At 51.5% G+C, this 21,424-nt stretch carries 17 protein-coding genes; 10 read left to right on the top strand and 7 right to left on the bottom strand.

All coding sequences use genetic code 11. The features are described from left to right. Window positions 1-12 precede the first annotated feature (12 nt). Window positions 13-597 carry a TRAP transporter small permease subunit gene (locus Q7T66_RS13010; protein WP_304933734.1) on the bottom strand — a complete coding sequence of 195 codons (585 nt, stop codon included), beginning with the start codon at window positions 595-597 and terminating at the stop codon, window positions 13-15. Window positions 598-912: 315 nt separating this feature from the next. Beyond that, window positions 913-2,307 (bottom strand): argininosuccinate lyase, encoded by a 1,395-nt coding sequence (gene argH, locus Q7T66_RS13005; protein WP_304933733.1) that lies wholly within the window; start codon window positions 2,305-2,307, stop codon window positions 913-915. Between the two features lie 78 nt (window positions 2,308-2,385). On the opposite strand from argH, the gene Q7T66_RS13000 reads away from it, so the two are divergent. Together Q7T66_RS13000 and Q7T66_RS12995 are read left to right on the top strand one after the other, a co-directional pair. Further along, the gene (locus Q7T66_RS13000) at window positions 2,386-3,432 is read left to right on the top strand and encodes a sensor histidine kinase (protein ID WP_304933732.1); all 1,047 of its coding nucleotides are present in this window, start codon (window positions 2,386-2,388) and stop codon (window positions 3,430-3,432) included. Next, the gene (locus tag Q7T66_RS12995; protein ID WP_304933731.1) at window positions 3,429-4,241 is read left to right on the top strand and encodes a LytTR family DNA-binding domain-containing protein; all 813 of its coding nucleotides are present in this window, start codon (window positions 3,429-3,431) and stop codon (window positions 4,239-4,241) included. Before Q7T66_RS13000 ends, Q7T66_RS12995 begins: the two co-directional genes overlap by 4 nt. Window positions 4,242-4,367: 126 nt before the next feature. Here Q7T66_RS12995 and ppc read toward each other — a convergent pair whose 3' ends face one another. After that, on the bottom strand, window positions 4,368-7,208 hold the full coding sequence (gene ppc / locus Q7T66_RS12990; RefSeq protein ID WP_304933730.1) for a phosphoenolpyruvate carboxylase: 2,841 nt from the start codon (window positions 7,206-7,208) through the stop codon (window positions 4,368-4,370). Between the two features lie 119 nt (window positions 7,209-7,327). On the opposite strand from ppc, the gene hemC reads away from it, so the two are divergent. The 5 genes from hemC (at window position 7,328) to ppa (ending at window position 12,218) form a co-directional block, all read left to right on the top strand. Further along, window positions 7,328-8,281, top strand: coding sequence for a hydroxymethylbilane synthase (gene hemC / locus Q7T66_RS12985; RefSeq protein WP_304933775.1), 954 nt, complete (start codon window positions 7,328-7,330; stop codon window positions 8,279-8,281). After that, entirely contained in the window at window positions 8,274-9,056 is a 783-nt protein-coding gene (locus Q7T66_RS12980; RefSeq protein WP_304933729.1) for a uroporphyrinogen-III synthase, read from the top strand. Before hemC ends, Q7T66_RS12980 begins: the two co-directional genes overlap by 8 nt. Then, window positions 9,053-10,234: a uroporphyrinogen-III C-methyltransferase gene (locus tag Q7T66_RS12975; RefSeq protein WP_370691648.1), complete on the top strand. Its 1,182-nt coding sequence runs from the start codon at window positions 9,053-9,055 to the stop codon at window positions 10,232-10,234. Before Q7T66_RS12980 ends, Q7T66_RS12975 begins: the two co-directional genes overlap by 4 nt. Before the next feature lie 86 nt (window positions 10,235-10,320). Then, window positions 10,321-11,517, top strand: coding sequence for a heme biosynthesis protein HemY (locus Q7T66_RS12970; RefSeq protein ID WP_304933727.1), 1,197 nt, complete (start codon window positions 10,321-10,323; stop codon window positions 11,515-11,517). 164 nt (window positions 11,518-11,681) lie between these two features. Next, the gene (gene ppa / locus Q7T66_RS12965) at window positions 11,682-12,218 is read left to right on the top strand and encodes an inorganic diphosphatase (protein ID WP_304933726.1); all 537 of its coding nucleotides are present in this window, start codon (window positions 11,682-11,684) and stop codon (window positions 12,216-12,218) included. Between the two features lie 143 nt (window positions 12,219-12,361). On the opposite strand, the gene Q7T66_RS12960 is transcribed toward ppa, so the two are convergent. Next, window positions 12,362-13,399, bottom strand: coding sequence for a serine/threonine-protein kinase (locus tag Q7T66_RS12960; protein ID WP_304933725.1), 1,038 nt, complete (start codon window positions 13,397-13,399; stop codon window positions 12,362-12,364). A gap of 108 nt (window positions 13,400-13,507) precedes the next feature. Further along, on the bottom strand, window positions 13,508-14,752 hold the full coding sequence (locus tag Q7T66_RS12955; RefSeq protein ID WP_304933724.1) for a GNAT family N-acetyltransferase: 1,245 nt from the start codon (window positions 14,750-14,752) through the stop codon (window positions 13,508-13,510). Between the two features lie 96 nt (window positions 14,753-14,848). Here Q7T66_RS12955 and Q7T66_RS12950 point away from each other — a divergent pair, with 96 nt between their 5' ends. Beyond that, window positions 14,849-16,462 (top strand): NAD+ synthase, encoded by a 1,614-nt coding sequence (locus Q7T66_RS12950; RefSeq protein WP_304933723.1) that lies wholly within the window; start codon window positions 14,849-14,851, stop codon window positions 16,460-16,462. A 110-nt stretch (window positions 16,463-16,572) separates the two neighbouring features. Continuing rightward, window positions 16,573-16,911 carry a P-II family nitrogen regulator gene (locus Q7T66_RS12945; RefSeq protein WP_304933722.1) on the top strand — a complete coding sequence of 113 codons (339 nt, stop codon included), beginning with the start codon at window positions 16,573-16,575 and terminating at the stop codon, window positions 16,909-16,911. A gap of 115 nt (window positions 16,912-17,026) precedes the next feature. Here Q7T66_RS12945 and Q7T66_RS12940 read toward each other — a convergent pair whose 3' ends face one another. Beyond that, window positions 17,027-17,668: a Smr/MutS family protein gene (locus Q7T66_RS12940; protein WP_304933721.1), complete on the bottom strand. Its 642-nt coding sequence runs from the start codon at window positions 17,666-17,668 to the stop codon at window positions 17,027-17,029. 118 nt (window positions 17,669-17,786) lie between these two features. Then, window positions 17,787-18,740, bottom strand: a complete 954-nt coding sequence (gene trxB, locus Q7T66_RS12935) for a thioredoxin-disulfide reductase (RefSeq protein ID WP_304933720.1) — start codon at window positions 18,738-18,740, stop codon at window positions 17,787-17,789. Between the two features lie 340 nt (window positions 18,741-19,080). Between trxB and Q7T66_RS12930 the strand changes: the two genes are divergently transcribed. Beyond that, a complete protein-coding gene (locus tag Q7T66_RS12930; protein ID WP_304933719.1) occupies window positions 19,081-21,417 on the top strand; it encodes a DNA translocase FtsK in 2,337 nt (778 codons plus the stop codon). Window positions 21,418-21,424 lie beyond the last annotated feature (7 nt).

Here is a 21,424-nt window from a genome sequence, read left to right as displayed (position 1 = left end):
TATTCCTGGCGATCAGTTAATTTGATTGGCAGCTTTGATCGCCGCGATTTCTTCTTCAGGCGTAGCGGTTTGCTTTTCGAAAGCGCTGGCAGGAACCAGCCCTTTCAGATAGCCGATACGTTTGATGATTTCTGATATGCCTTGCAACGCCAGCAGCACGAAGCCAACAGGGATCAACAGTTTTGCAGGCCAGACGATCAAGCCACCTGCATTACTCGATACTTCCTGATTTTGAATCGAAATCCAGGCATAAGGTGTCGCGTAATACAGAATCAGCAAGGTTGCAGGCATCAAAAATACGATGAAGCCGATCAAATCGATCCAGACTTGGGTGCGCTTCGAGAAGCGGCCGACGATAACGTCAATGCGGACGTGTTCATTGCGACGCAAGGTATAGGACGTTGCCAGCAAAAAGATAGCGCCAAACAAATACCATTGAATTTCGAGCCAGCCGTTTGAGCTGATATTGAAAAGATAGCGGATCGCAGCATTGCCGGTACAGATAAGTACGGCAAGCAACAAAGCCCAACTAATGCCATGGCCTATTTTTTCATTGAGATCGTCAATGAATCGCGAAAGCGATAGTAAAAAAGACATTATTTTTTGTCTCCAGATTGGATTTGAACAAGACACAAACATGCCGTTTTAAGCAACTGCCATGTAAGTACTTTTTTAATTACTGCGAGTATAAAGAAGATAATTCGCTTGCGCTCTTTTGGCGCTGCTTTTTCGCTGCGTACAGGCTTATCCCATTTTTACAGACAAGAACGATACAGCGTCTAGCTGACGCCAACATTACGATCAGTCGTGCGCAGCTAAATTCAGCAGAGAAATATCGAGTTTTTAGGGGGAATTTTTGAAATGTTGATCAGATGGCATGAGTGGGAATCCGCCATCTGATCAAATCGCTAATCAGGACAGATTAGCGCGATGTCTGGCTATCGCCAAACGGACTTGTTTCGGAGCAGTGCCACCGATGTGATCGCGTGCGGCAACTGAACCTTCCAGCGTCAACACTTCAAAAATATCAGCTTCAATCAGCTTGGAAAAGCCATGCATTTCTTCCAAAGTCAGATCGCTCAGATCAATGCCACGATCCACACAAGCACGTACTGCATGCGCAACGGCTTCATGCGCATCACGGAAGGGCAGGCCCTTCTTCACCAAATAGTCGGCCAGATCGGTAGCGGTCGCATAACCTTGCAAGGCAGCAGCGCGCATCGCGTCAGGCTTGACCGTAATACCAGTCGCCATGTCGGCAAAAATACGCAAGGTATCGATGACGGTATCGACGGTATCGAACAAAGGCTCTTTATCTTCCTGATTATCCTTGTTATAGGCCAGTGGCTGGCCTTTCATCAAGGTCAACAACGCGATCAAGTGGCCATTGACGCGGCCTGTTTTGCCACGTGCCAGTTCCGGTACGTCAGGGTTTTTCTTTTGCGGCATGATCGATGATCCAGTGCAGAAACGATCTGCGATATCGATGAAGCCAACCCGTGGGCTCATCCAGATCACCAGTTCTTCCGACATGCGGGATACGTGCGTCATGATCAACGCAGCAGCAGCGCAGAATTCAATCGCGAAGTCGCGATCGGAAACTGCATCCAGCGAGTTGTGGCAAACGTCTTCAAAGCCCAGTGTCTTTGCAACGCGTTCGCGGTCAATAGGGAAAGTCGTGCCGGCCAGTGCGGCAGCGCCCAGCGGCAAGCGATTCACACGCTTGCGGCAATCCTGCATGCGTTCTGCATCGCGGCTGAACATTTCGACGTAAGCCAGCATGTGATGGCCGAAGGTAATCGGTTGCGCGACTTGCATGTGGGTGAAGCCGGGCAAAATCGTATCCGCATGTTTTTCTGCCAGATCCAGCAGCGCCAAGCGCAGATCGCGTAACAGGGCGACGATGTTGTCGATTTCGCTGCGTACATACAGACGGATATCGGTTGCAACTTGATCGTTACGCGAGCGGCCTGTGTGCAAACGTTTGCCGGCATCGCCGACCAGTTCGGTCAGGCGTTTTTCAATATTCAGATGGACGTCTTCCAGATCCAGCAGCCATTCGAATTTGCCGGCTGTTATTTCTTCCAGAATTTGCGTCATGCCGCGTTTGATTTCGGCGTGGTCTTCCTGACTGATGATATTCTGATGCGCCAGCATCTCCGCATGGGCGAGCGAACCTTGAATATCGACTTGCGCCAAGCGTTTGTCGAAAAATACCGATGCGGTGTAACGCTTGACCAGATCCGAGACGGGTTCGTTGAAGCGCGCCGACCAGGCTTCGCTTTTTTTGGAGAGTTGTGCTGTCATAATTGATTCCTGATGAATACGCGATTATAGAACAAGCGAACCGCCATTCCCATTCCAGCCGAGATTAATCCTTAAACCATGTCGCCATTGTCAGAGTCCGCGCCCGCCAAGCCGCTAGAGATCGTGATCCCCGACTGTTGCAATATCGGCATCATGGTCAAGTCGCTGCTTTTCGTTAACGGCGTGGCGCTGACGATCATCTTGATCGATGCCAACAGCGTGTACACCGGTTTGCTGTCGTTTATCGAAGCATCGATGTTGATCGAACTGGCCAGCCTGACGTCGCTCTTCGCACTATGCGGTTTGCGCAGAATTATCAAAACCGTCCCGCCTTGGGGTCAACGCATTGCATGCGCCTTGGTGCCGGCTGCGATCACGGGTCTGATTATTCATTATCTGTTGAACGATCCAGCGGGCATGATCAGCCTGAGCCGCTTGTCAGTTCCTGAAGGCGTGGTATGTGCCGCATTGTTTGGCATAGGCTTGCAGCATTATTTTGAACTGCGCACTCGGGCCTTTTCGCCAGCTTTGGCAGAAGCAAGATTGCAGGCGCTGCAGGCGCGCATACGGCCACACTTTCTATTCAATAGTCTGAATGCCGTGCTGTCGCTGATTCGTACCGAACCACGTCGCGCAGAAACTACGCTGGAAGATTTGGCAGATTTGTTTCGTATCTTGATGCGCGATTCACGCGAGATCACCACGCTCGGCAATGAAGTCAGAATAGGCATGCAATATTTGTCGATAGAAAAAATCCGTTTGGGCGAACGGCTGCAAGTCAAATGGGACATGGATAATATCGCCGGCGATGTATTGCAGCGCGCGACGACGCCAGCCTTGTTGCTGCAACCTTTGCTGGAAAATGCCGTGCACTACGGCGTCGAACCGTCGCATGAGAATGCCGTGATTAATATCGCTATTGCACGCGTTCGTGATCGTATCGAGATCGTGATGACCAATCCTTATCACGCTGATGTGGTGTCTGCTGGCAATCACATGGCGCTGGATAATATTCGTGAACGCTTGGCTCTTTTATACGATATGGAGGCGCAATTGACGACGAATGTAGTGGATGGAAAATTCGAGGTGCGTCTGTATTTGCCTTATAAGAAAGCTGCCGCATGAGTTTAGACAATTCGCCGCGTATCTTGATCGTTGATGACGAAGCTCCAGCGCGATCGCGCTTGACGACTTTGCTATCCGACATTGCTGCTGAGTGCCCGCACGAGCTGGTGGGTGAAGCATCGCAGGCGCAACAGGCGCTGGATCGGATCGCCGAGCTTTCACCCGACATCGTGCTATTGGACGTACAAATGCCGGGCATGACAGGGATAGAAATGGCGGCGCATCTTGCACAAAATAATGCGTCTGGACCAGCGATCATTTTTGTCACTGCATACGATGAATATGCGTTGAAAGCTTTTGAAGTACACGCGCTTGATTATCTGTTGAAGCCGGTACGCGCTACACGTTTGGCGGATGCAATTCGCCGTGTGAAAACACTGAAGCAGAATGCCGCATCACAAAGCAAATTGATTGCCGACGTTGGCGCGACACTGCATGCGGTACGCAAGAATTTTTCGGTGCAAGAACGTGGACGCTTGTTGCTGGTGCCGGTTGCCGATGTGCTGTATCTGAAGGCAGAGGCGAAGTATGTGACCTTGCGTACGCGCGAGCGTGAATATTTGCTGGAAGGTGCTTTGTCATCGCTGGAGCAGGAATTCTCGACGCAGTTCATACGTGTGCATCGCAATGCACTAGTCGCGCGTCATGCGATCACTGGTGTCGAGCGCGGCCAATTAACGGTGGACGCGGAAAGTGACGGCGAAGGCGACAAGCCGCAAGAAGCGTGGCAAGTCATCTTGCGTGGCATAGACGATCGCTTGCCGATTTCACGACGTCAGTGGTCGGCAGTTAAAGCACTGGTACGTTAGCACTACAAAGTAAGTCGGAAAATAAAAAAGGAAGCGCATGCGCTTCCTTTTTTTGTGTCGATCAGCTTAATCACGCTAATTAATCAGGTTAATTGATACACCCGGAAAACTTGACCCGTATAAAAATTAACCCGTATTGCGCAAACCTGCCGCAATACCATTGATAGACAAATGAATCCCGCGACGTACGCGGTCATCTACTTTGCCATCGCGCATTGCAGTGCGGTGACGTTTGATCAGTTCGACCTGCAAGTGATTCAGCGGATCGAGATAAGCGAAACGATTTTTGATCGAACGTGCCAGCAGCGGATTATTCGCCAAGCGTTCTTTTCTGCCGGTAATCAGCGTCAGCGATGCCGATGTACGTTCGTGTTCAGCAACGATGCGTTTGAAGATGCTGTTACGCAGCTTCTTATCGACCACCATTTCGGAATAACGCGAGGCTACGGCGAGATCGGTTTTTGACAAAACCATATCCATGTTCGACAACAGCGTTGCGAAGAACGGCCATTCCGCCGACATTGCACGCAGCGTTGCGACACGTTTGGCTTTGTTCTCGCCTTGCGCCAGCCACTGTTCGATTGCGCTACCAAAACCATACCAGCCCGGCAGCAACAAACGACATTGACCCCATGAGAAGCCCCAGGGAATCGCGCGCAAATCTTCGATGCGACGCGTAGCTTTGCGCGAAGCAGGGCGCGAACCGATGTTCAGTTCAGAAATCTCTGCAATCGGTGTCGCCGAGAAGAAGTAATCGGTGAAGCCGGTGGTTTCATAGACCAGATTGCGATAAGCCTTGTATGCCAATTCGGACAACTCGTTCATCACGTTTTCAAACTCGGCGAGTTTTTTCGTGTGCTTGCTGTCGGATGGCGCTGGCATCAGGCTGGCTTCCAGCGTTGCTGCGACCAGCAATGCAAGATTACGACGGCCAATTTCTGGGTTAGAGAATTTCGACGCAATGATTTCACCTTGTTCGGTCAAACGAATCTGACCGTTCACGGTGCCCGCTGGTTGCGCCAGAATTGCTTCATAGCTTGGTCCGCCGCCGCGACCGACTGTGCCGCCGCGGCCGTGGAACAAGCGCAATTTAACGCCCGCTTTGTTGAAGACTTGAACCAGTTGCGTCTCTGCCTTGTACAGTTCCCAGTTCGATGTCAGGAAGCCGCCATCCTTGTTGGAATCCGAATAACCGAGCATGACTTCTTGCAGGTCGCCTTGTTTGGCGATCAATTTTCTGACCAGCGGAATTGCCATCACTTGTTCCATGATGGTCGCGGCCAAACGCAAATCGGGAATCGTTTCGAACAATGGAATCACCATTAATTCGCCGGAGCCGGTAGTGGTGCCCGAATCCATGCGCAGCAAACCGGTTTCCCGTTGCAGCAGCAATACTTCCAGCAAATCGGATACGGTTTCTGTATGCGAGATGATGTAGTTGCGTATCGCGCGTGAGCCGTAGCGTTGGCGAATTTCATGCGCAGCGCGCAAGATAGTCAACTCTGAATTGGTTTCGTCCGAGTAGTCAATGTACGGCGAATACAGCAGGCGCGGCTTGTTCAATTCTGCCAGCAGCAATTCAACTTTTTTATCTTCAGGCAAAGCTGCGTATGCAGGTTCGACTTGCGCGCAATTCAGCAATTCGCTGAGGACACGTTCATGTACGTCCGAGCTTTGACGCATGTCCAGCGTCGCCAGATGGAAGCCGAAAATTTCCGAAGCGCGCAGCAAAGTTGCCAGGCGCGGTTTGATCAAGGCATCGCCGTGACGTGCTTTTAATGAATCAACCAACACCAGCAGATCGGCCGAGAACTCTGCCGCATTTGGATACGGTTTGCCGGGACCAACTTCCTGACGCAGGATATTAGTTGCGCCAAACGCGCGTGCAGTTGCAGCCAGACGTGCATAGATGCCGATCAGGGCGCGGCGATATTGTTCGTCAGCGCGATGTGGCGAAGTGTCGGGCGACAGTTCTGCCAAGGCGGTGACTTCAGGGCTGACGCCAGCGAGGAAAGTCGATACCGATAATTCAGCGCCCAGTGCGTGAACTTCTTCCAGATAGAAATCAAGAATGGTGGTCGATTGGCGTGCCAGCGCGAGTTGCATGGTGCCAGCATTGACGTTCGGATTACCGTCGCGATCGCCACCGATCCAGCTGCCCATTTGCACGTAAGACGGCAGGTCGCGATACGTGTTGCCAGCGCCGCTACGTTGCGGAAATTGCTCGGAAATTTCGCCTTCGATATCTTCATACAGCGCAGGCAATTCGCGCAGGAAGGTCATGCGGTAATACGACAGCGCGTTGTTAATTTCGTCTTCAACAGTCAGCTTGGTATAACGCAATAAACGGGTTTGCCACAAGGTCGTGACTCGCGCATGGATGCGTTCGATATTTTCGGCGCGTTCTTTTGCCGTCATCGGCAAATCACGTGCTGCCAGCAGGCGTGCGATTTCGTGCTCTGCATCCAGAATACTTTTGCGTTGTACTTCCGTCGGATGCGCGGTCAGCACAGGTGCGATCAATGCATCCTTGAAGAACTTGCGGACGGTCGCGCCAGTGACGCCAGCGCCGTGCAGTTTTTCCAGCGCGTAGGCAACGCTGCCTTGCTGCGCTTCTGAACCGGCCAGCAAATGTGCGCGGCGGCGGCGATTATGATGTTGATCTTCTGCGATATTCGCAAGATGCGAGAAATAGGAAAACGCACGCACCACGGAAATTGTTTGTTCCTTCGTCAGCTTCTTCAGCAACTTGTTCAGTTCTGCGCCTGCTTGTACATCGGCTTCACGGCGGAAGCGCACTGCAGTTTGACGAATAGTTTCTACTACCTGGAATACCGCTTCGCCTTGCTGGTCGCGTAAAACGTCGCCGAGCAGGCGTCCGAGCAAGCGAATATCTTCCTTGAGTGGTGCATCTTTATTAGTCGATGCAGGAGTCGCGCGCACAGGGGTTTTCAGTTGTTTTGCCATAGTCAAATAATGCAATCAGCTTGTTGATGGTGATAAGAATGGAATGCCAAGTCTGCCGTGAGGAGGCGCATGCTAAAATTTCAAGGGTGTCTTAATCCAGAAAATCGAAAGAAGCCGTGCTGAAATTTCCACCTCCGAAAAAACTAGTCATTGCCTCGCGTGAAAGTCGTCTAGCCATGTGGCAAGCCGAGCATGTACGCGAAAAACTGTCCTTATTATATCCGCAGTGTTCGATAGAAATTCTTGGAATGACAACACGCGGCGATCAAATTCTTGATCGCACGCTGTCAAAAGTCGGCGGCAAAGGCTTGTTCGTCAAGGAACTGGAAGTCGCAATCGCCGAGCGTCGCGCCGATCTGGCCGTGCATTCGCTGAAAGATGTGCCGATGACTTTGCCGGACGGTTTTGCGTTGGCAGCAGTGCTGGAGCGCGAAGATCCGCGTGATGCATTTGTCTCGAATGACTATGCCTCGCTGGCTGAATTGCCGGATGGTGCAGTGGTGGGCACCAGCAGTTTGCGGCGTCAGGCGCAGATCGCAATACGGTACCCCAAATTGGTGATTCGTCCTTTGCGCGGCAATCTGGATACGCGTCTGGGCAAGCTGGATAAAGGCGAATATGCCGCCATCATTCTGGCTGCAGCCGGTTTGAAGCGGCTGGGTTTGCCACAACGGATACGCACTTTCCTCGATCCTGAACAAAGTTTGCCGGCACCGGGGCAGGGCGCGATGGGTATTGAAATCCATTCGGATCGCGCTGATTTGCTGGAATGGCTGGCGCCGCTGAATCATCTAGCGACTGCGCAAGCAGTTACCGCTGAGCGTACCGTTTCGCGAAATTTTGGCGGCAGTTGCCAGATACCATTAGCTGCATTCGCCACAATCGAAGGCGAAACGATGCGCATGCGCGCGATGATTGCGACTCCAGACGGCACGCGCGTGGCACATGCGGATTTATCCGGCGCGGCCAATGCGCCCGAAGCATTAGGCGCGCAGACCGCGGTCGTTCTGCAGCAGCAGGAAGCCAAAGATATTCTTGCATCCTGTCATACAGGTGTGGCCGGGGATGCCTGACATTGTATTGAATGACGTCGTCATCACGCGGCCTTTGGCACAAGCCGATGTGCTGGCGCAGCGTGTGACCGAACTCGGCCGTCGCGCGATCATTTTTCCTCTGTTGGATATTCTGCCTTTGGTGGATCAGGCGCCATTACAACAAGCCTTAAGTGATCTCAGTGGCTATGCGCTGATCGCGTTTGTCAGCCCGAATGCGATCGACGCGGCTTTTGCTGCGCGTCCGGATTGGCCGCTGGATATTCCGCTGGCTGTGGTCGGCGAAGGCAGTCGCCAGGCTTTGGCCAGACATGGTGTGACTGCAGAAAATTGCAGCATCACCAGTCCAACCGATCTGGATAGAACTGATTCCGACACTTTACTGCTGGAGCTGGATCTTGATGCCTTGCGTGGCAAACAGGTTTTGATCATCCGTGGCGAAACCGGCCGACCCTTACTGAGTGATGCACTGCTCGCCGCCGGTGTGCAGGTGAGGATGCTGTCTGCTTACAGACGTGCCGCGCCAGTATTTGATGATGCGCGTCGCGGCGAACTGAAACGTTTATTGTGTTGTCAGAACGACTGGATCGTAACCAGTTCAGAAGCCTTGCGATTTTTTACGCAGATGGTTGCGCAACTTGACAGTGCAGAGAGCGTCGTAAAAATGCAACAGCAAAGAATAATCGTATCGCATATCCGCATCGCGGAAACCGCACAGGCATTGGGTTTCACCAATATCACCCTCACCAGATCAGGCGACGACGGACTGTTAGCCGCGTTACAATCTCGCACATGAACGATATGCCGACAAACTCAGAATCCACACCGCAACCGACTTCGGCTGCGACTCCCAACTCTACTGTCATCCTGGATGCAGATCCGCTGCATAAGGGGGCCGGCGCAGAAAATTCCGGCGCACGCAAGCGCCAGGGACTGATTTACGCCGCATTGATAGCGCTGGCCGTATTGCTTGCCGTGCAGTGGTGGATTTCGCGCCAGCAGCTTTCCGCTGTGCGTACTGAGGTCGCCAAGCGTATGCAAAGTGGTGATGCCATTAACACCGAGACCAAGGTCATCGTGAAGTCGGCGCAAGAAACCATCACCGATTTGCAAGCCAAAGTGAACGTGCTGGAGAGCAAACAGATAGAAGCGCAAAGTCAGCAACTCGCGCTAGAACAGCTGTATCAGGATTTGTTCAAGAAGCGTGAAGACTGGGCCTTGGCTGAAATCGAACAAGTGATTTCGACCGCCAGCCAACAATTGCAATTGGCCGGCAACGTACAAGGTGCATTGATCGCCTTGCAAAATGCTGACGCACGTTTGGCCCGTTCAGACACACCGCAATTCGTCGTCGTGCGCCGCGCCATCGGTCACGATATTCAACGCCTTAAAGCATTGCCTAGTCTGGATTTGACCGGCGTCGCATTGCGTCTCGATAGCGTGATCAGCCAAATCGACACGATGCCGCTGTTGGCAGATGAAAAACCTGCGCTGCCGGTTAGCGAACCAAAAAATCGTGCTTTGCCAGCGACGACAACCAAGGCCAAAAATTCTAAAACACCAGCAGCTGCGGAACCAGCGGCTAACAATGAGTGGTGGCCAGTAGCAAAAGCCGGATGGGAAAGCTGGACCGCTGAAATGTGGAGTGAAATCCAGCAGCTGATACGCGTACGCAGTGTAGAAAGCTCAGATGCATTGTTGCTGTCCCCAACGCAGGAATACTACGCACGTGAAAATCTGAAGCTGCGTTTGCTGAACGCGCGCATGGCTTTGTTATCGCGTAATGAATCAGCATTCCGCAGCGACATGGTGGCGTCGCAAGACAGCATTGCCAAGTACTTCGATACGCGCGCCAAACAGACACAAACTGCGCAAGCGATGTTGAAGCAAGTGCAGTCCAGCAATCTGGCGATCGAAATGCCGACACTGTCGGAAAGTCTGAACGCAGTCCGTAATTACAAGGCGAAACCTTGAGGCAGACACCTTGCGATTATTCCAAGGTCTGCCCGAAGCCACACTGAGTAACTCTTACATAACCATGATTGCCACCTGTTTTTAATATGCGCATATTTCTCTGGCTCATCGCTTTGTTTGCCACCGCCATCGGCCTGGCAGTCGTGGCGCGCTTCAATCCCGGCAATGTGGTGTTTTTCTATCCGCCATACCGTATCGATCTGTCGCTCAATTTTTTCCTGCTGCTTGCCGGTCTGCTGTTTTTCCTGATCTATGCGGTTTTGAAAACGCTGCGCATCGCGCAAAGAATGCCGGGAAAAGTGGCTGCCTATCGTCGCGAAAAACAAGAGCGCAAAGGTACACAAGCATTGCGCGAGTCCTTGAAAGCATATTTCGAAGGTCGCTTTGGCCATGCTGAAAAAGCCGCGATGCGCGCGGTTGAATCGCCGGACAACGCAGGCTTGGCCGCATTGATCGCTGCACGTGCCGCACATCGGATGCAACAAACCGAACGTCGCGACACTTGGCTCGCCACAGTCGAAGAAGATCAAGCGCTGAAAACTGCGCGTCTGATGACTGCGATTGAATTGCTGGTCGATGAGCGCCAGCCTGAACTCGCCCTGGACGTCGTCAAGGAATTGAACGCCAACGGCACGCGCCACATTCACGCATTGCGTATGGCATTGAAAGCCAATCAGCGCGCGAATAACTGGCCGGAAGTTTTGCGTCTGGTTCGTACACTGGATAAAAACAATGCCTTGCATCCAGCCTTGTCTACGCGCTTGCGTGAACTGGCTTATCAGGATTTATTGAAAGATTCCGCCAACGATGCAGAGTCGATACGCAATGTATGGTGGAACATTCCGGCAGAAGATCGCGTCAAGGCTTACATTGCCGCGCATGCAGCGGAAGCGTTTACCAAACACGGTTTGCAGGATGAAGCACGTGTGATTATTGAAAAAGCGCTGGCAGTGGAATGGGATGATCGATTGTTGCGTGCGTATCGCGCTGCGGCAGCGGATGAAGGTTCGCCGGCATTGCTGGCTCAAATCGAGCGCTGCGAAGAATGGTGCAAGAAGCATCCTAACGATGCCGAACTCGCTTTGACGCTAGGTACCTTGTGCCTGCGACAAAATCTGTGGGGCAAGGCACAGCGCCAGTTGGAGCAAGCTTTATCGGATGCCAGCGGAGCGCGCATGCTGCAGGAAGTGCATTTGAAGCTGGCGCAATTGCATGAAGCCTTGAATCACACTGAAGAAGCCGCGGCACATTATCGTCAGTGTGCATTTGCGACGACTTTGTAATTCATCCAGTTTTAACTATTAGCCTTTTTAGTTGATCGTATGCCGGCGCAATTTTTTGCCGGCAGCTTTCCAAATTCGCATGTCGCCTTGCCAGCCCGAGCAGGGCGATGAAAGCCGCTATAATTCAGGGTTTGCAAAATTCTTCCCACTTCTGAGAAAACAACATGAGTCTGAATCACGTCCCAGCCGGCAATGATTTGCCGAATGACTTTAACGTCATTATTGAAATCCCAATGAATGCCGATCCGGTCAAGTACGAAGTTGACAAGGCATCTGGCGCGATTTTTGTTGATCGTTTCATGAGTACTGCGATGCACTACCCATGTAACTACGGTTACGTTCCACAAACGCTGTCGGATGACGGCGACCCGGTTGACGTGTTGGTGATTACACCATTCCCGTTGTATCCAGGCGTGGTTGTACGTTGCCGCGCAATTGGCATGTTGAAAATGACAGATGAAGCTGGCGGCGATGCAAAATTGCTGGCGGTGCCTATCGACAAGATTTTGCCTATCTACAGTCACTGGCAAAAACCTGAAGACATCAACGATCTGCGCTTGCAACAAATCCAGCATTTCTTTGAACATTACAAAGATCTGGAAAAAGGCAAATGGGTCAAGATCGAAGGTTGGGTCGGCCCGGATGAAGCCAAGGCAGAAATCATGTCTGGCGTTGAAGCGTTCAAGAACGCTAGCAAATAAAATTTGGATTTAAAAATTTGAAGAAAGATTTTGAAAAAAATCTGACACAAATAGTTTGTGAAATAAAAAAGCGCACCTCGGTGCGCTTTTTTATTATTGATGACGATTGCTTTAGTTATTTCAGTCAGAAATGACTCATCAGGCTAGCGGAACCACAACGTATATGCCGTAATCAAGCCAGCGACGATGACGCTACATATTGGCCAGAATAGACGTGAAGAATGAAAGTCGGGTGCGTTGGCCGGTTGCTCGATTTCGACGACAGACTTGCTCGTGCGCTCATTTTCCCTGCGAGTACGGGTCAAATAGCGTTTGATATCGAGCGCCATTTCATCTGCGGTCTGATAACGCTTGTCTGCTTTTTTATTCATCGCCTTGACGACGATTTTTGATAGCGCCAGTGGCACCGCGGCTTCAACCATGTGCGGTTCGGGTGCTGCCTTAAACGCGATGTTTTGCAGTAATTTATGTGTATCGTCGCCTTGAAATGGTTTGCGGAAGGTCAGCATTTCATACATCACCGCGCCCAGAGAATAGACGTCGGTACGTGCATCTGCACTCAGACCCAGAGCCTGTTCGGGCGACATGTAATTCGGCGTGCCGAGAATATTGTCCTGAAAAAGTGTGTGCGGCTCGTCTTCTTTTTGCGGTTGGTCCGAGATTCTATTTGGCGTACGCGCAATACCGAAGTCCACGATTTTTGGCTGGTGATCAGCTATCAAAAAAATATTCGCAGGCTTGATGTCTCTATGTACGACGCCATGCTTGTGCGCGTGATCCAGCGCATCGGCAATTTTCCAGGTAATCGATGCGACGTCGTCTGGTGTAAAGCGATGACCTGCATCCAGCAACTTGTTAAGTTCGCGACCTTGCAGATATTCCATCGCGATATAGGTTGAATCACCTTCGCTGGAAGCTTCATAGATCGTAACGATATTTGAATGTGCGAGGCGACCAGCAGCGCGCGCTTCATTGATGAATTGTTGCTCGTGCTGTTTTCTCTCGACTTGCGACAAGCGGCTGCGGAAGGTTTTGATCGCTACAGCTCTATCGATGATCGGATCATGGCCTAGATAAACCACGCCGATGGAACCGCGACCGAGCTCGTGTTTGACAGAAAAGCGGCCTATACGAACCAGCTTGGTTTGAGGGGCAGGGGGAAGGGTAGCTATAAATGTCATCGTGCTAGCAGCATGCCTTGGCGTTGGAAAGTTGACAAGCTTTTGATGTTGAAAATTTGCAGCTTGAGCATTTTTACAACTAGGGTTTATAGATCGAGTTTTAGCTCTCTATAGCTTGAATGGATTCCGCTCATTTAACTCGTCCATATACGACTCGATGCCACCAGTTTCACGCTTCAGAAAATCTTCGATTGCATCGGAAAATGCCGCGTGCGCCAACCAGTGTGCAGACCAGGTTTTTTGCGGCAGGAAGCCACGCGCCATCTTGTGTTCGCCTTGTGCGCCGCCTTCAAAACAAGCCATCTTGTTAGCGATGCAGAATTCTAGCGGCTGATAATAAGCCGTTTCAAAATGCAGGCAATCGACGTGTTTCAGCGCACCCCAATAGCGGCCATATACGGTTTGCTCGTCATGAATCAGCAAGGAAGAGGCGATCGCTAGTCCATCCTGTTCGGCAATGATCAGCAAGATATTTTGCGGCATGGTCGCACCGATACGCTGGAAGAAATCCAGGTTCAGATACGGCGTTGAGCGATGGTCGGCGTAAGTATGATCGTAGCAACGCTTGAAAAAAATCCAGTCATCTTCGCTGGCATCGTGGCCAGATACGTGGCGGAAAGTCACGCCAACTTCATGTACTTTGCGGCGTTCGGCACGTATGTTTTTACGCTTCTTGCGTGCAAGCGTTTCCAGGAATGCGTCGAAATCTTTGTAGTCGGCATTCAACCAATGAAACTGCACGCCGGTACGCAGCATGAAGCCGGCTTCGCGCAATATTTCTGCTTGTGCCGACGGCGGATACAGTATGTGCGTAGACGAAAAGGTATTGCTCTCTTGCACAGTGACTAACGCGGCGATCAGCGCAGTCGTGGCTTCGGCATCGCGTGCCAGCAGGCGGCTGCCAGTAACCGGCGTAAATGGAATCGCCGATAACAGCTTGGGATAATACTCAAGCCCGTTGCGCTGATAGGCATCGGCCCACGCCCAGTCGAACACGTATTCACCGTAAGAGTGGCTCTTGACGTACAGCGGCAGCGCGGCGACCAGCTCACCGTCATCCATATCACTCTCTGCACGCCATACCGTCAGAAATTGCGGCTGCCAGCCCGACTTTGCAGAGGCACAGCCGCTTTCATGCAAGGCATCCAAAAAAGCAAAGGATAAAAAGGGATTGGCATCGTCTTGCGTTTGAACCAGCGCATCCCATTTGGCTTGACCGATTTCAGATAAAGCTGAAACGATACGCGTGCGATAATTGTATGATTCCTCGGACAATGCGTGCGCAGGCTCGTTAGAAGATTCGTGCTTAGCTTCATCTGACGTTTCGCTCACAGGTGGTTTAGCTTTACTCATGCATTAACAAGCTTCACGCTTTTTCATTTCTTGAAATTTCGTTGTTGAATTTGATTTTTGAATTGATTCTTAAATTTCGTTATTACACTTCAAACCATGACAGTAAAAGTCGCCATCGCGCAAATCAACAGTACCGTCGGTGATCTGGGCGGTAATCGCGCCAAGATTGCAGAGTTCTCACGTCGCGCCGCAGAACAAGGCGCGGACATCGTTTTGACACCAGAATTATCTCTGGTCGGCTACCCGCCCGAAGATTTATTGCTGCGCGATTCATTCTACGCAAAAATGGCGCAGACGTTGGATGCGCTCGCGGCCGATTTGGCTGATTTGAAAGACGTGCATGTGATTGTCGGCCATCCGATAGAAAAGGATGGCTTGCGCTTCAATGCGGCATCGGTCTTGCTCAACGGTCAGATCAGCGGTACCTATTACAAACATGATTTGCCGAACGCGACCGTGTTTGATGAAAAACGTTATTTCTTGTCGGCCGATTTACCGCTCGTGTTCGATGTAAAAGGCACAAAATTCGGTATCAATATTTGTGAAGACACCTGGTTCTCGCATGCCCCAGCACGCGCGGCAGAAGCGGGGGCGCAAGTCTTGCTGGTGCCGAACGGCTCGCCTTTCCACATGAACAAACAACATTTGCGCGTCGATGTGATGCACGCCAATGTCACCGTTCATGGCATGAGTCTGGTCTACGCAAATCTGGTTGGCGGTCAGGATGAGTTGATCTTCGACGGTAATTCTTTTGTGCTCGATCAACAAGGCGCGATGCGCGCGCAATTGCAGCATTGCGTTGAAGATTTGCAGATCATCGAGTTCAAGGATGGGCAACCGATCAACGGCACCATCATTGAAGAAGCTTCGGTCGAAGCGCAAGTCTATAAAGCACTGGTGCTGGGCGTGCGTGATTACATAGGCAAGAACGGTTTTCCAGGTGCGCTGATCGGTATGTCGGGTGGCGTCGATTCTGCTTTGACCTTGGCCGTGGCGGTGGATGCATTAGGCGCAGATAAAGTACGCGCGATCATGATGCCGTCGCCGTATACCGCAGATATTTCCTTGATAGATTCACGCGATATGGTCAAGCGCGTTGGTGTGCGTTACGACGAAATCGCTATCAGCGATTGCTTCGATGCATTCAATCGCACGCTGGCGAATGAGTTCAAAGGTTTGCCGCAAGATACGACAGAAGAAAATATTCAGGCTCGCATACGCGGCACCATTTTGATGGCGATGTCGAACAAGCATGGAGCTATTGTTCTGACGACCGGCAACAAGAGCGAAATGGCCGTCGGTTATTGCACTTTGTACGGCGACATGGCGGGCGGTTTTGCGGTGTTGAAAGATATTGCGAAAACGCTGGTGTATCGCTTGTGTGCTTACCGGAATACCGTGTCCGATGTGATTCCAGATCGTATTCTGACGCGCGCACCTTCAGCTGAATTGCGTCCTGATCAAACCGATCAGGATTCATTGCCGCCTTATGAAGTTCTCGATGCCATCATGCAGATGTACATGGAAGAAAATCAAAGTGGTGCAGAAATTATTGAAGCAGGTTATCGTAAAGAAGACGTGGCGCGCATCACGCATCTGATCAAGATCAACGAATATAAACGTCGGCAATCGCCAGTCGGAATTCGCGTCACGCATAGAGCATTTGGTCGGGATTGGCGATATCCAATCACATCCAAATTCCGCGAATGATGGCAAAATAAATAAAATGCATGAACGAATCTCGGGCACAGCGTAGACTAGATACCCAAACAAGCGCTACAGTCAGTTCTAAAGAACAAGTTTAAATTCAAGGAGTTTTGATGAAACAAATTACCGCCATTATCAAGCCATTCAAACTCGACGAAGTGCGCGAAGCATTGGCAGACGTCGGCGTCAGCGGATTAACCGTGACGGAAGTTAAAGGCTTCGGTCGCCAAAAAGGCCATACCGAGTTGTATCGCGGTGCAGAATACGTGGTCGACTTTTTGCCTAAGGTCAAAGTCGAAGCAGTGGTCGATGATGCTGTCGTCGATCAAGCCGTAGAGGCCATCATCAAGGCTGCGCGTACCGGTAAAATCGGCGACGGCAAGATTTTCGTGCAGGAAGTGGAGCAGGTTGTGCGTATTCGTACCGGTGAAACCGGCGCTGACGCGGTATAAAACAGCAGTCGGTTAGCTGGTTCGCTAATAACCCGGGTTCGATGAAAATTGAGCGCGGGTTTTATTTTGTCTGCACGAGACGAGATCGCAAGCTCAGTGCTTGCCAGGTTGCTGACTAACTCGCTCTGAGCAATACAACCAACGCACCTGCACCGCCATCAGCTGCCTTGGCCTGGCAAAATGCAAGGACTTCGTCCCTTTGCACTAGCCAGTTACGCACCTTGTTTTTCAATACAGGTTCTTTATTGATAGAACCCAGACCCTTACCGTGAATCACGCGCACGCAACGTTGACCACGCTTGATCGCGCCGCGCAAGAATTCGCCCAGCGCTTCGCGTGCTTCATCGGTACGCAAACCATGCAAGTCCAACTGACTTTGAATGACCCAATGACCGCGCCGTAATTTGCGCACGACGTCCTGGCCTATGCCATTACGCGCGTAGCTCAAAGCTTCGTCGGTTTCCAGCAGGGTTTCTATCGTGAATTCGTCGGACAGCGATTCCCGCAATGCAGCTTGTTCATCAGCCAGATGCTGGCGCGCGATAGGGAGCGGTTTGGATGTGGCGAGATTTAATTTGTTTGATGGCGTGAGGGGCGCAACGTCACCTATGCTGCGACGGAACAGATCCGCTTCCAGTTGCGCAGTTTTCTCATCCTGTAGGCGTTTTTCTTCCGCTGCTTTGCGCGCTTCTTCCTTGGACTTCAAATCCTTTTGCAGTGATTTAAGTCCGGCAAAGTCCTTGATGGAAGCAGGCATGAGAGGGTTCCTGAGTAATCTGGCTAAAACGCGCAAGACCCTGCAATTTATTGCTGATCTTGCGCGCTTTAATTTTGCTGCTTAAAGAAGTACTTTAGCGACTGAGTTAGTTACTAATTTACTCCTGACCTTCCAGATAGCGTTGCGCATCGAGTGCAGCCATACAGCCGGTGCCTGCGCTGGTAATCGCTTGGCGATACACGTGATCTTGCACATCGCCGGCAGCAAATACACCTGGAACGCTGGTCGCCGTTGCCATGCCTTCGAGACCAGTCTTGGTCTTGATGTAACCGTTATGCATATCGAGCTGACCTTCGAAAATGCTGGTGTTCGGCTTGTGACCGATCGCTACAAAGACGCCGTGCAACTTGATATCGGTCACTGCGTCGTTCGCAGTCGATTTGATCTTGATGCCGGTTACGCCGCTGTCGTCGCCGGTGACTTCTTCCAGCGTGTGATTCCATTTCACTTCGATTTTGCCTTCGGCGACTTTGGCCATCAGTCTGTCGATCAAAATCGCTTCGGCGCGGAATTTGTCGCGGCGATGAATCACCGTTACTTTTTTAGCGATATTCGACAGGTACAAAGCTTCTTCGACAGCTGTATTGCCGCCACCGATAACCGCGACTTCTTGTTCGCGATAGAAGAAACCATCGCAGGTTGCGCAGGCTGACACGCCTTTTCCCATGAACGATTGTTCAGATTCCAGACCCAGGTATTGTGCCGACGCGCCGGTCGCAATGATCAACGAATCGCAAGTGTATTCGCCCATGTCGCCAATCAGGCGTATAGGTTTTTCATTCAGCTTGGTGGTGTGGATATGGTCGAAAATGACTTCAGTGTTGAAGCGCTCTGCATGCTGCAACAAACGCTGCATCAATTCCGGACCTTGCACGCCCAGCGGATCGCCTGGCCAGTTTTCCACATCAGTGGTGGTCATCAATTGGCCGCCTTGCTCAACGCCGGTAATCAGAACTGGCTTGAGGTTGGCGCGCGCTGCGTACACTGCTGCGCTATAACCGGCGGGGCCGGAGCCAAGAATTAAAACGTGGGCATGTTTTGCGGTAGGCATGGAATGATTAATCGTAAAAGTTGAATAAATAGGGCATAGACCGGTAAAAATCGTGTGCCAATTGGCTTATATATGTTGCCACGGCATCAAATTTCAACCTGTCTTTGAATTATTGGGTGTAACAGGGAAAAACTGGTTAAGATTATAGACGAACCAGCCGCAGCATTAGGGACCGCAAGTAGAACAGCACGTAGAAACAGCCGTGAAGCTGTCTTTCTTCCCTGTGTGCAAGCCGATCAACTGGATCAAAGCTGACTTATACGGTTTTTGGCTTTATTTTGTAGCCTTACTTCGTAGCTTTTTCAGCATGCTTAACATTGACGCTCACGCGTCCGGATTTATGACTAAGACAAGTACAACCTATACACGCAAGACCGATGCAACAAAAGACCAGCCTTTGCCTGGCAAACTCGTGCGACTGTTATCAGAAGCGCGCTGGTTTATTCTCGCTGCCGTCACGGTTTATCTGATCCTGATTTTTCTGACGTATTCGCCGGTTGACCCAAGCTGGTCGCACGCGAGCGTCGTTCCCAAACTGCATAACCTGGGCGGCCGTGCGGGTGCATGGCTGGCCGATTTGCTGCTGTTTATTTTTGGCTTCTCGGCATGGTGGTTATGTATCTTTTCGTTGCGTCTGGTTTGGCTGGGTTATCGCCGACTGTCGCAACGCTTCTTGCTGAAAAAAGAACCCGAGCCTGAACATAGGCATGAAGGTGTGATTCGCGGCATAGGATTTTTCCTGCTGATGATCGGCAGCGTCGCGCTTGAATACTTGCGCATGTACAGCCTGAAGGCTTCATTGCCGAACGCGCCTGGTGGCGTACTGGGCAAGCTGATTGGTAGCGCTGCGCAAGACGCTTTTGGTTTCATGGGCGCGACTTTATTGCTGTTATTACTGTTTGGTTTGGGCTTCAGCCTGTTCTTCCATGTGTCATGGTTGGGTGTGGCTGAACGCATAGGCGAAACCATCGAAATGATATTGCAGGCAATCCGCAATCTGTACGGCGCACGCGAAGATCGCAAGGTCGGCGTCGTTGCAGCTGTCAAACGCGAAGAAGTAGTTGTGCACGAACGCGCAAAAATTGTTGATGCTGCGCCTATGCGCATAGAGCCGCAAATTGTCGTTGTGCCAAAATCTGATCGCGTTGAAAAAGAACGTCAGGTTTCGCTATTCAACGATATGCCGGACACCAATTTGCCGCCGTTGTCGCTGCTGGATGAAGCGCCGCAATTGCAGGAAACCGTCAGTATAGAAACACTGGAATTCACCAGCCGTCTGATCGAGAAAAAGCTTTCCGATTTCGGCATCACCGTCAAAGTCGTCGCAGCTTATCCAGGCCCGGTCGTTACGCGTTATGAAATCGAACCGGCAACCGGCGTCAAAGGTAGCCAGATCGTCGGCCTCGCACGCGATCTTGCGCGTTCGCTGTCTCTGACGTCGATCCGCGTGGTGGAAACGATCCCTGGCAAAAATTACATGGCGCTGGAACTGCCGAATCCAAAGCGCCAAATCGTGCGCCTGACCGAGATCATCAGCTCCAAAGTTTACAACGACAGTCATTCCAGCCTGACCATCGCTTTGGGCAAAGACATCGCAGGCAATCCGGTGGTCGCTGATCTGGCGAAGATGCCGCATTTGCTGGTGGCAGGTACGACTGGCTCTGGTAAGTCGGTCGGCATCAATGCGACGATTCTGTCCTTGCTTTACAAGTCTGACCCAAATCAGGTGCGCTTGATCCTGATTGATCCGAAGATGCTTGAGTTGTCGATTTACGAAGGCATTCCGCATCTGTTGGCACCAGTCGTCACCGACATGCGCCAAGCCGGTCACGCGCTGAACTGGGGCGTCAACGAGATGGAACGCCGCTATAAATTGATGAGCAAACTCGGTGTGCGTAACCTCGCTGGCTACAACACCAAGATTGCTGACGCGGAAAAGAATGAACAAAAGATTCCAAATCCATTCAGCCTGACACCGGATGCGCCGGAACCGCTGGAGAAACTGCCAACTATCGTCATCATCATCGATGAGTTGGCCGACTTAATGATGGTGGTCGGTAAAAAAGTCGAAGAGTTGATCGCGCGTATTGCACAAAAAGCACGTGCTGCCGGCATCCACTTGATTCTGGCGACACAGCGCCCATCTGTAGATGTGATCACCGGTTTGATCAAGGCAAATATTCCGACGCGTATTGCTTTCCAGGTCAGCAGCAAGATCGATTCACGCACGATTCTGGATCAAATGGGTGCGGAAGCTTTGCTTGGTATGGGCGACATGTTGTACATGCCGCCAGGTACTGGGCTGCCGGTGCGTGTGCATGGCGCCTTCGTTTCGGATGAAGAAGTGCATCGCGTGGTTGATCACCTGAAGTCGCAAGGTGAACCAAACTACATTGAAGGCATCTTAGAAGGAGGCGTTGCTGAAGATGGCGACCTGACCTTGGGTGCTGAAGGCGGTGCAGGTGGTGGCGAAGCGGATGCACTTTATGATCAGGCTGTTGCCATAGTGCTCAAGAATCGCCGGGCTTCGATTTCGCTGGTGCAGCGCCATTTACGTATCGGCTACAACCGCGCGGCTCGTCTGCTTGAGCAGATGGAGAATAGCGGTCTGGTCTCAACCATGCAGTCCAACGGCAACCGGGAAATTCTGGTACCTGCCGGGAATGCAGCTGAATAGAAAGACC

The sequence above is a fragment of the Herminiimonas sp. genome, assembly GCF_030655415.1.
This window is presented reverse-complemented; position numbering and strand designations above follow the sequence as displayed.

What these genes read in the sequence shown, in the direction of transcription:
- Q7T66_RS13010 (WP_304933734.1), bottom strand. Translation starts at nt 597, where the DNA reads ATGTCTTTTTTACTATCGCTTTCGCGATTCATTGACGATCTCAATGAA.
- argH (WP_304933733.1), bottom strand. Translation starts at nt 2,307, where the DNA reads ATGACAGCACAACTCTCCAAAAAAAGCGAAGCCTGGTCGGCGCGCTTC.
- Q7T66_RS13000 (WP_304933732.1), top strand. Translation starts at nt 2,386, where the DNA reads ATGTCGCCATTGTCAGAGTCCGCGCCCGCCAAGCCGCTAGAGATCGTG.
- Q7T66_RS12995 (WP_304933731.1), top strand. Translation starts at nt 3,429, where the DNA reads ATGAGTTTAGACAATTCGCCGCGTATCTTGATCGTTGATGACGAAGCT.
- ppc (WP_304933730.1), bottom strand. Translation starts at nt 7,208, where the DNA reads ATGGCAAAACAACTGAAAACCCCTGTGCGCGCGACTCCTGCATCGACT.
- Q7T66_RS12980 (WP_304933729.1), top strand. Translation starts at nt 8,274, where the DNA reads ATGCCTGACATTGTATTGAATGACGTCGTCATCACGCGGCCTTTGGCA.
- Q7T66_RS12975 (WP_370691648.1), top strand. Translation starts at nt 9,053, where the DNA reads ATGAACGATATGCCGACAAACTCAGAATCCACACCGCAACCGACTTCG.
- Q7T66_RS12970 (WP_304933727.1), top strand. Translation starts at nt 10,321, where the DNA reads ATGCGCATATTTCTCTGGCTCATCGCTTTGTTTGCCACCGCCATCGGC.
- ppa (WP_304933726.1), top strand. Translation starts at nt 11,682, where the DNA reads ATGAGTCTGAATCACGTCCCAGCCGGCAATGATTTGCCGAATGACTTT.
- Q7T66_RS12960 (WP_304933725.1), bottom strand. Translation starts at nt 13,399, where the DNA reads ATGACATTTATAGCTACCCTTCCCCCTGCCCCTCAAACCAAGCTGGTT.
- Q7T66_RS12955 (WP_304933724.1), bottom strand. Translation starts at nt 14,752, where the DNA reads ATGAGTAAAGCTAAACCACCTGTGAGCGAAACGTCAGATGAAGCTAAG.
- Q7T66_RS12950 (WP_304933723.1), top strand. Translation starts at nt 14,849, where the DNA reads ATGACAGTAAAAGTCGCCATCGCGCAAATCAACAGTACCGTCGGTGAT.
- Q7T66_RS12945 (WP_304933722.1), top strand. Translation starts at nt 16,573, where the DNA reads ATGAAACAAATTACCGCCATTATCAAGCCATTCAAACTCGACGAAGTG.
- Q7T66_RS12940 (WP_304933721.1), bottom strand. Translation starts at nt 17,668, where the DNA reads ATGCCTGCTTCCATCAAGGACTTTGCCGGACTTAAATCACTGCAAAAG.
- trxB (WP_304933720.1), bottom strand. Translation starts at nt 18,740, where the DNA reads ATGCCTACCGCAAAACATGCCCACGTTTTAATTCTTGGCTCCGGCCCC.
- Q7T66_RS12930 (WP_304933719.1), top strand. Translation starts at nt 19,081, where the DNA reads ATGACTAAGACAAGTACAACCTATACACGCAAGACCGATGCAACAAAA.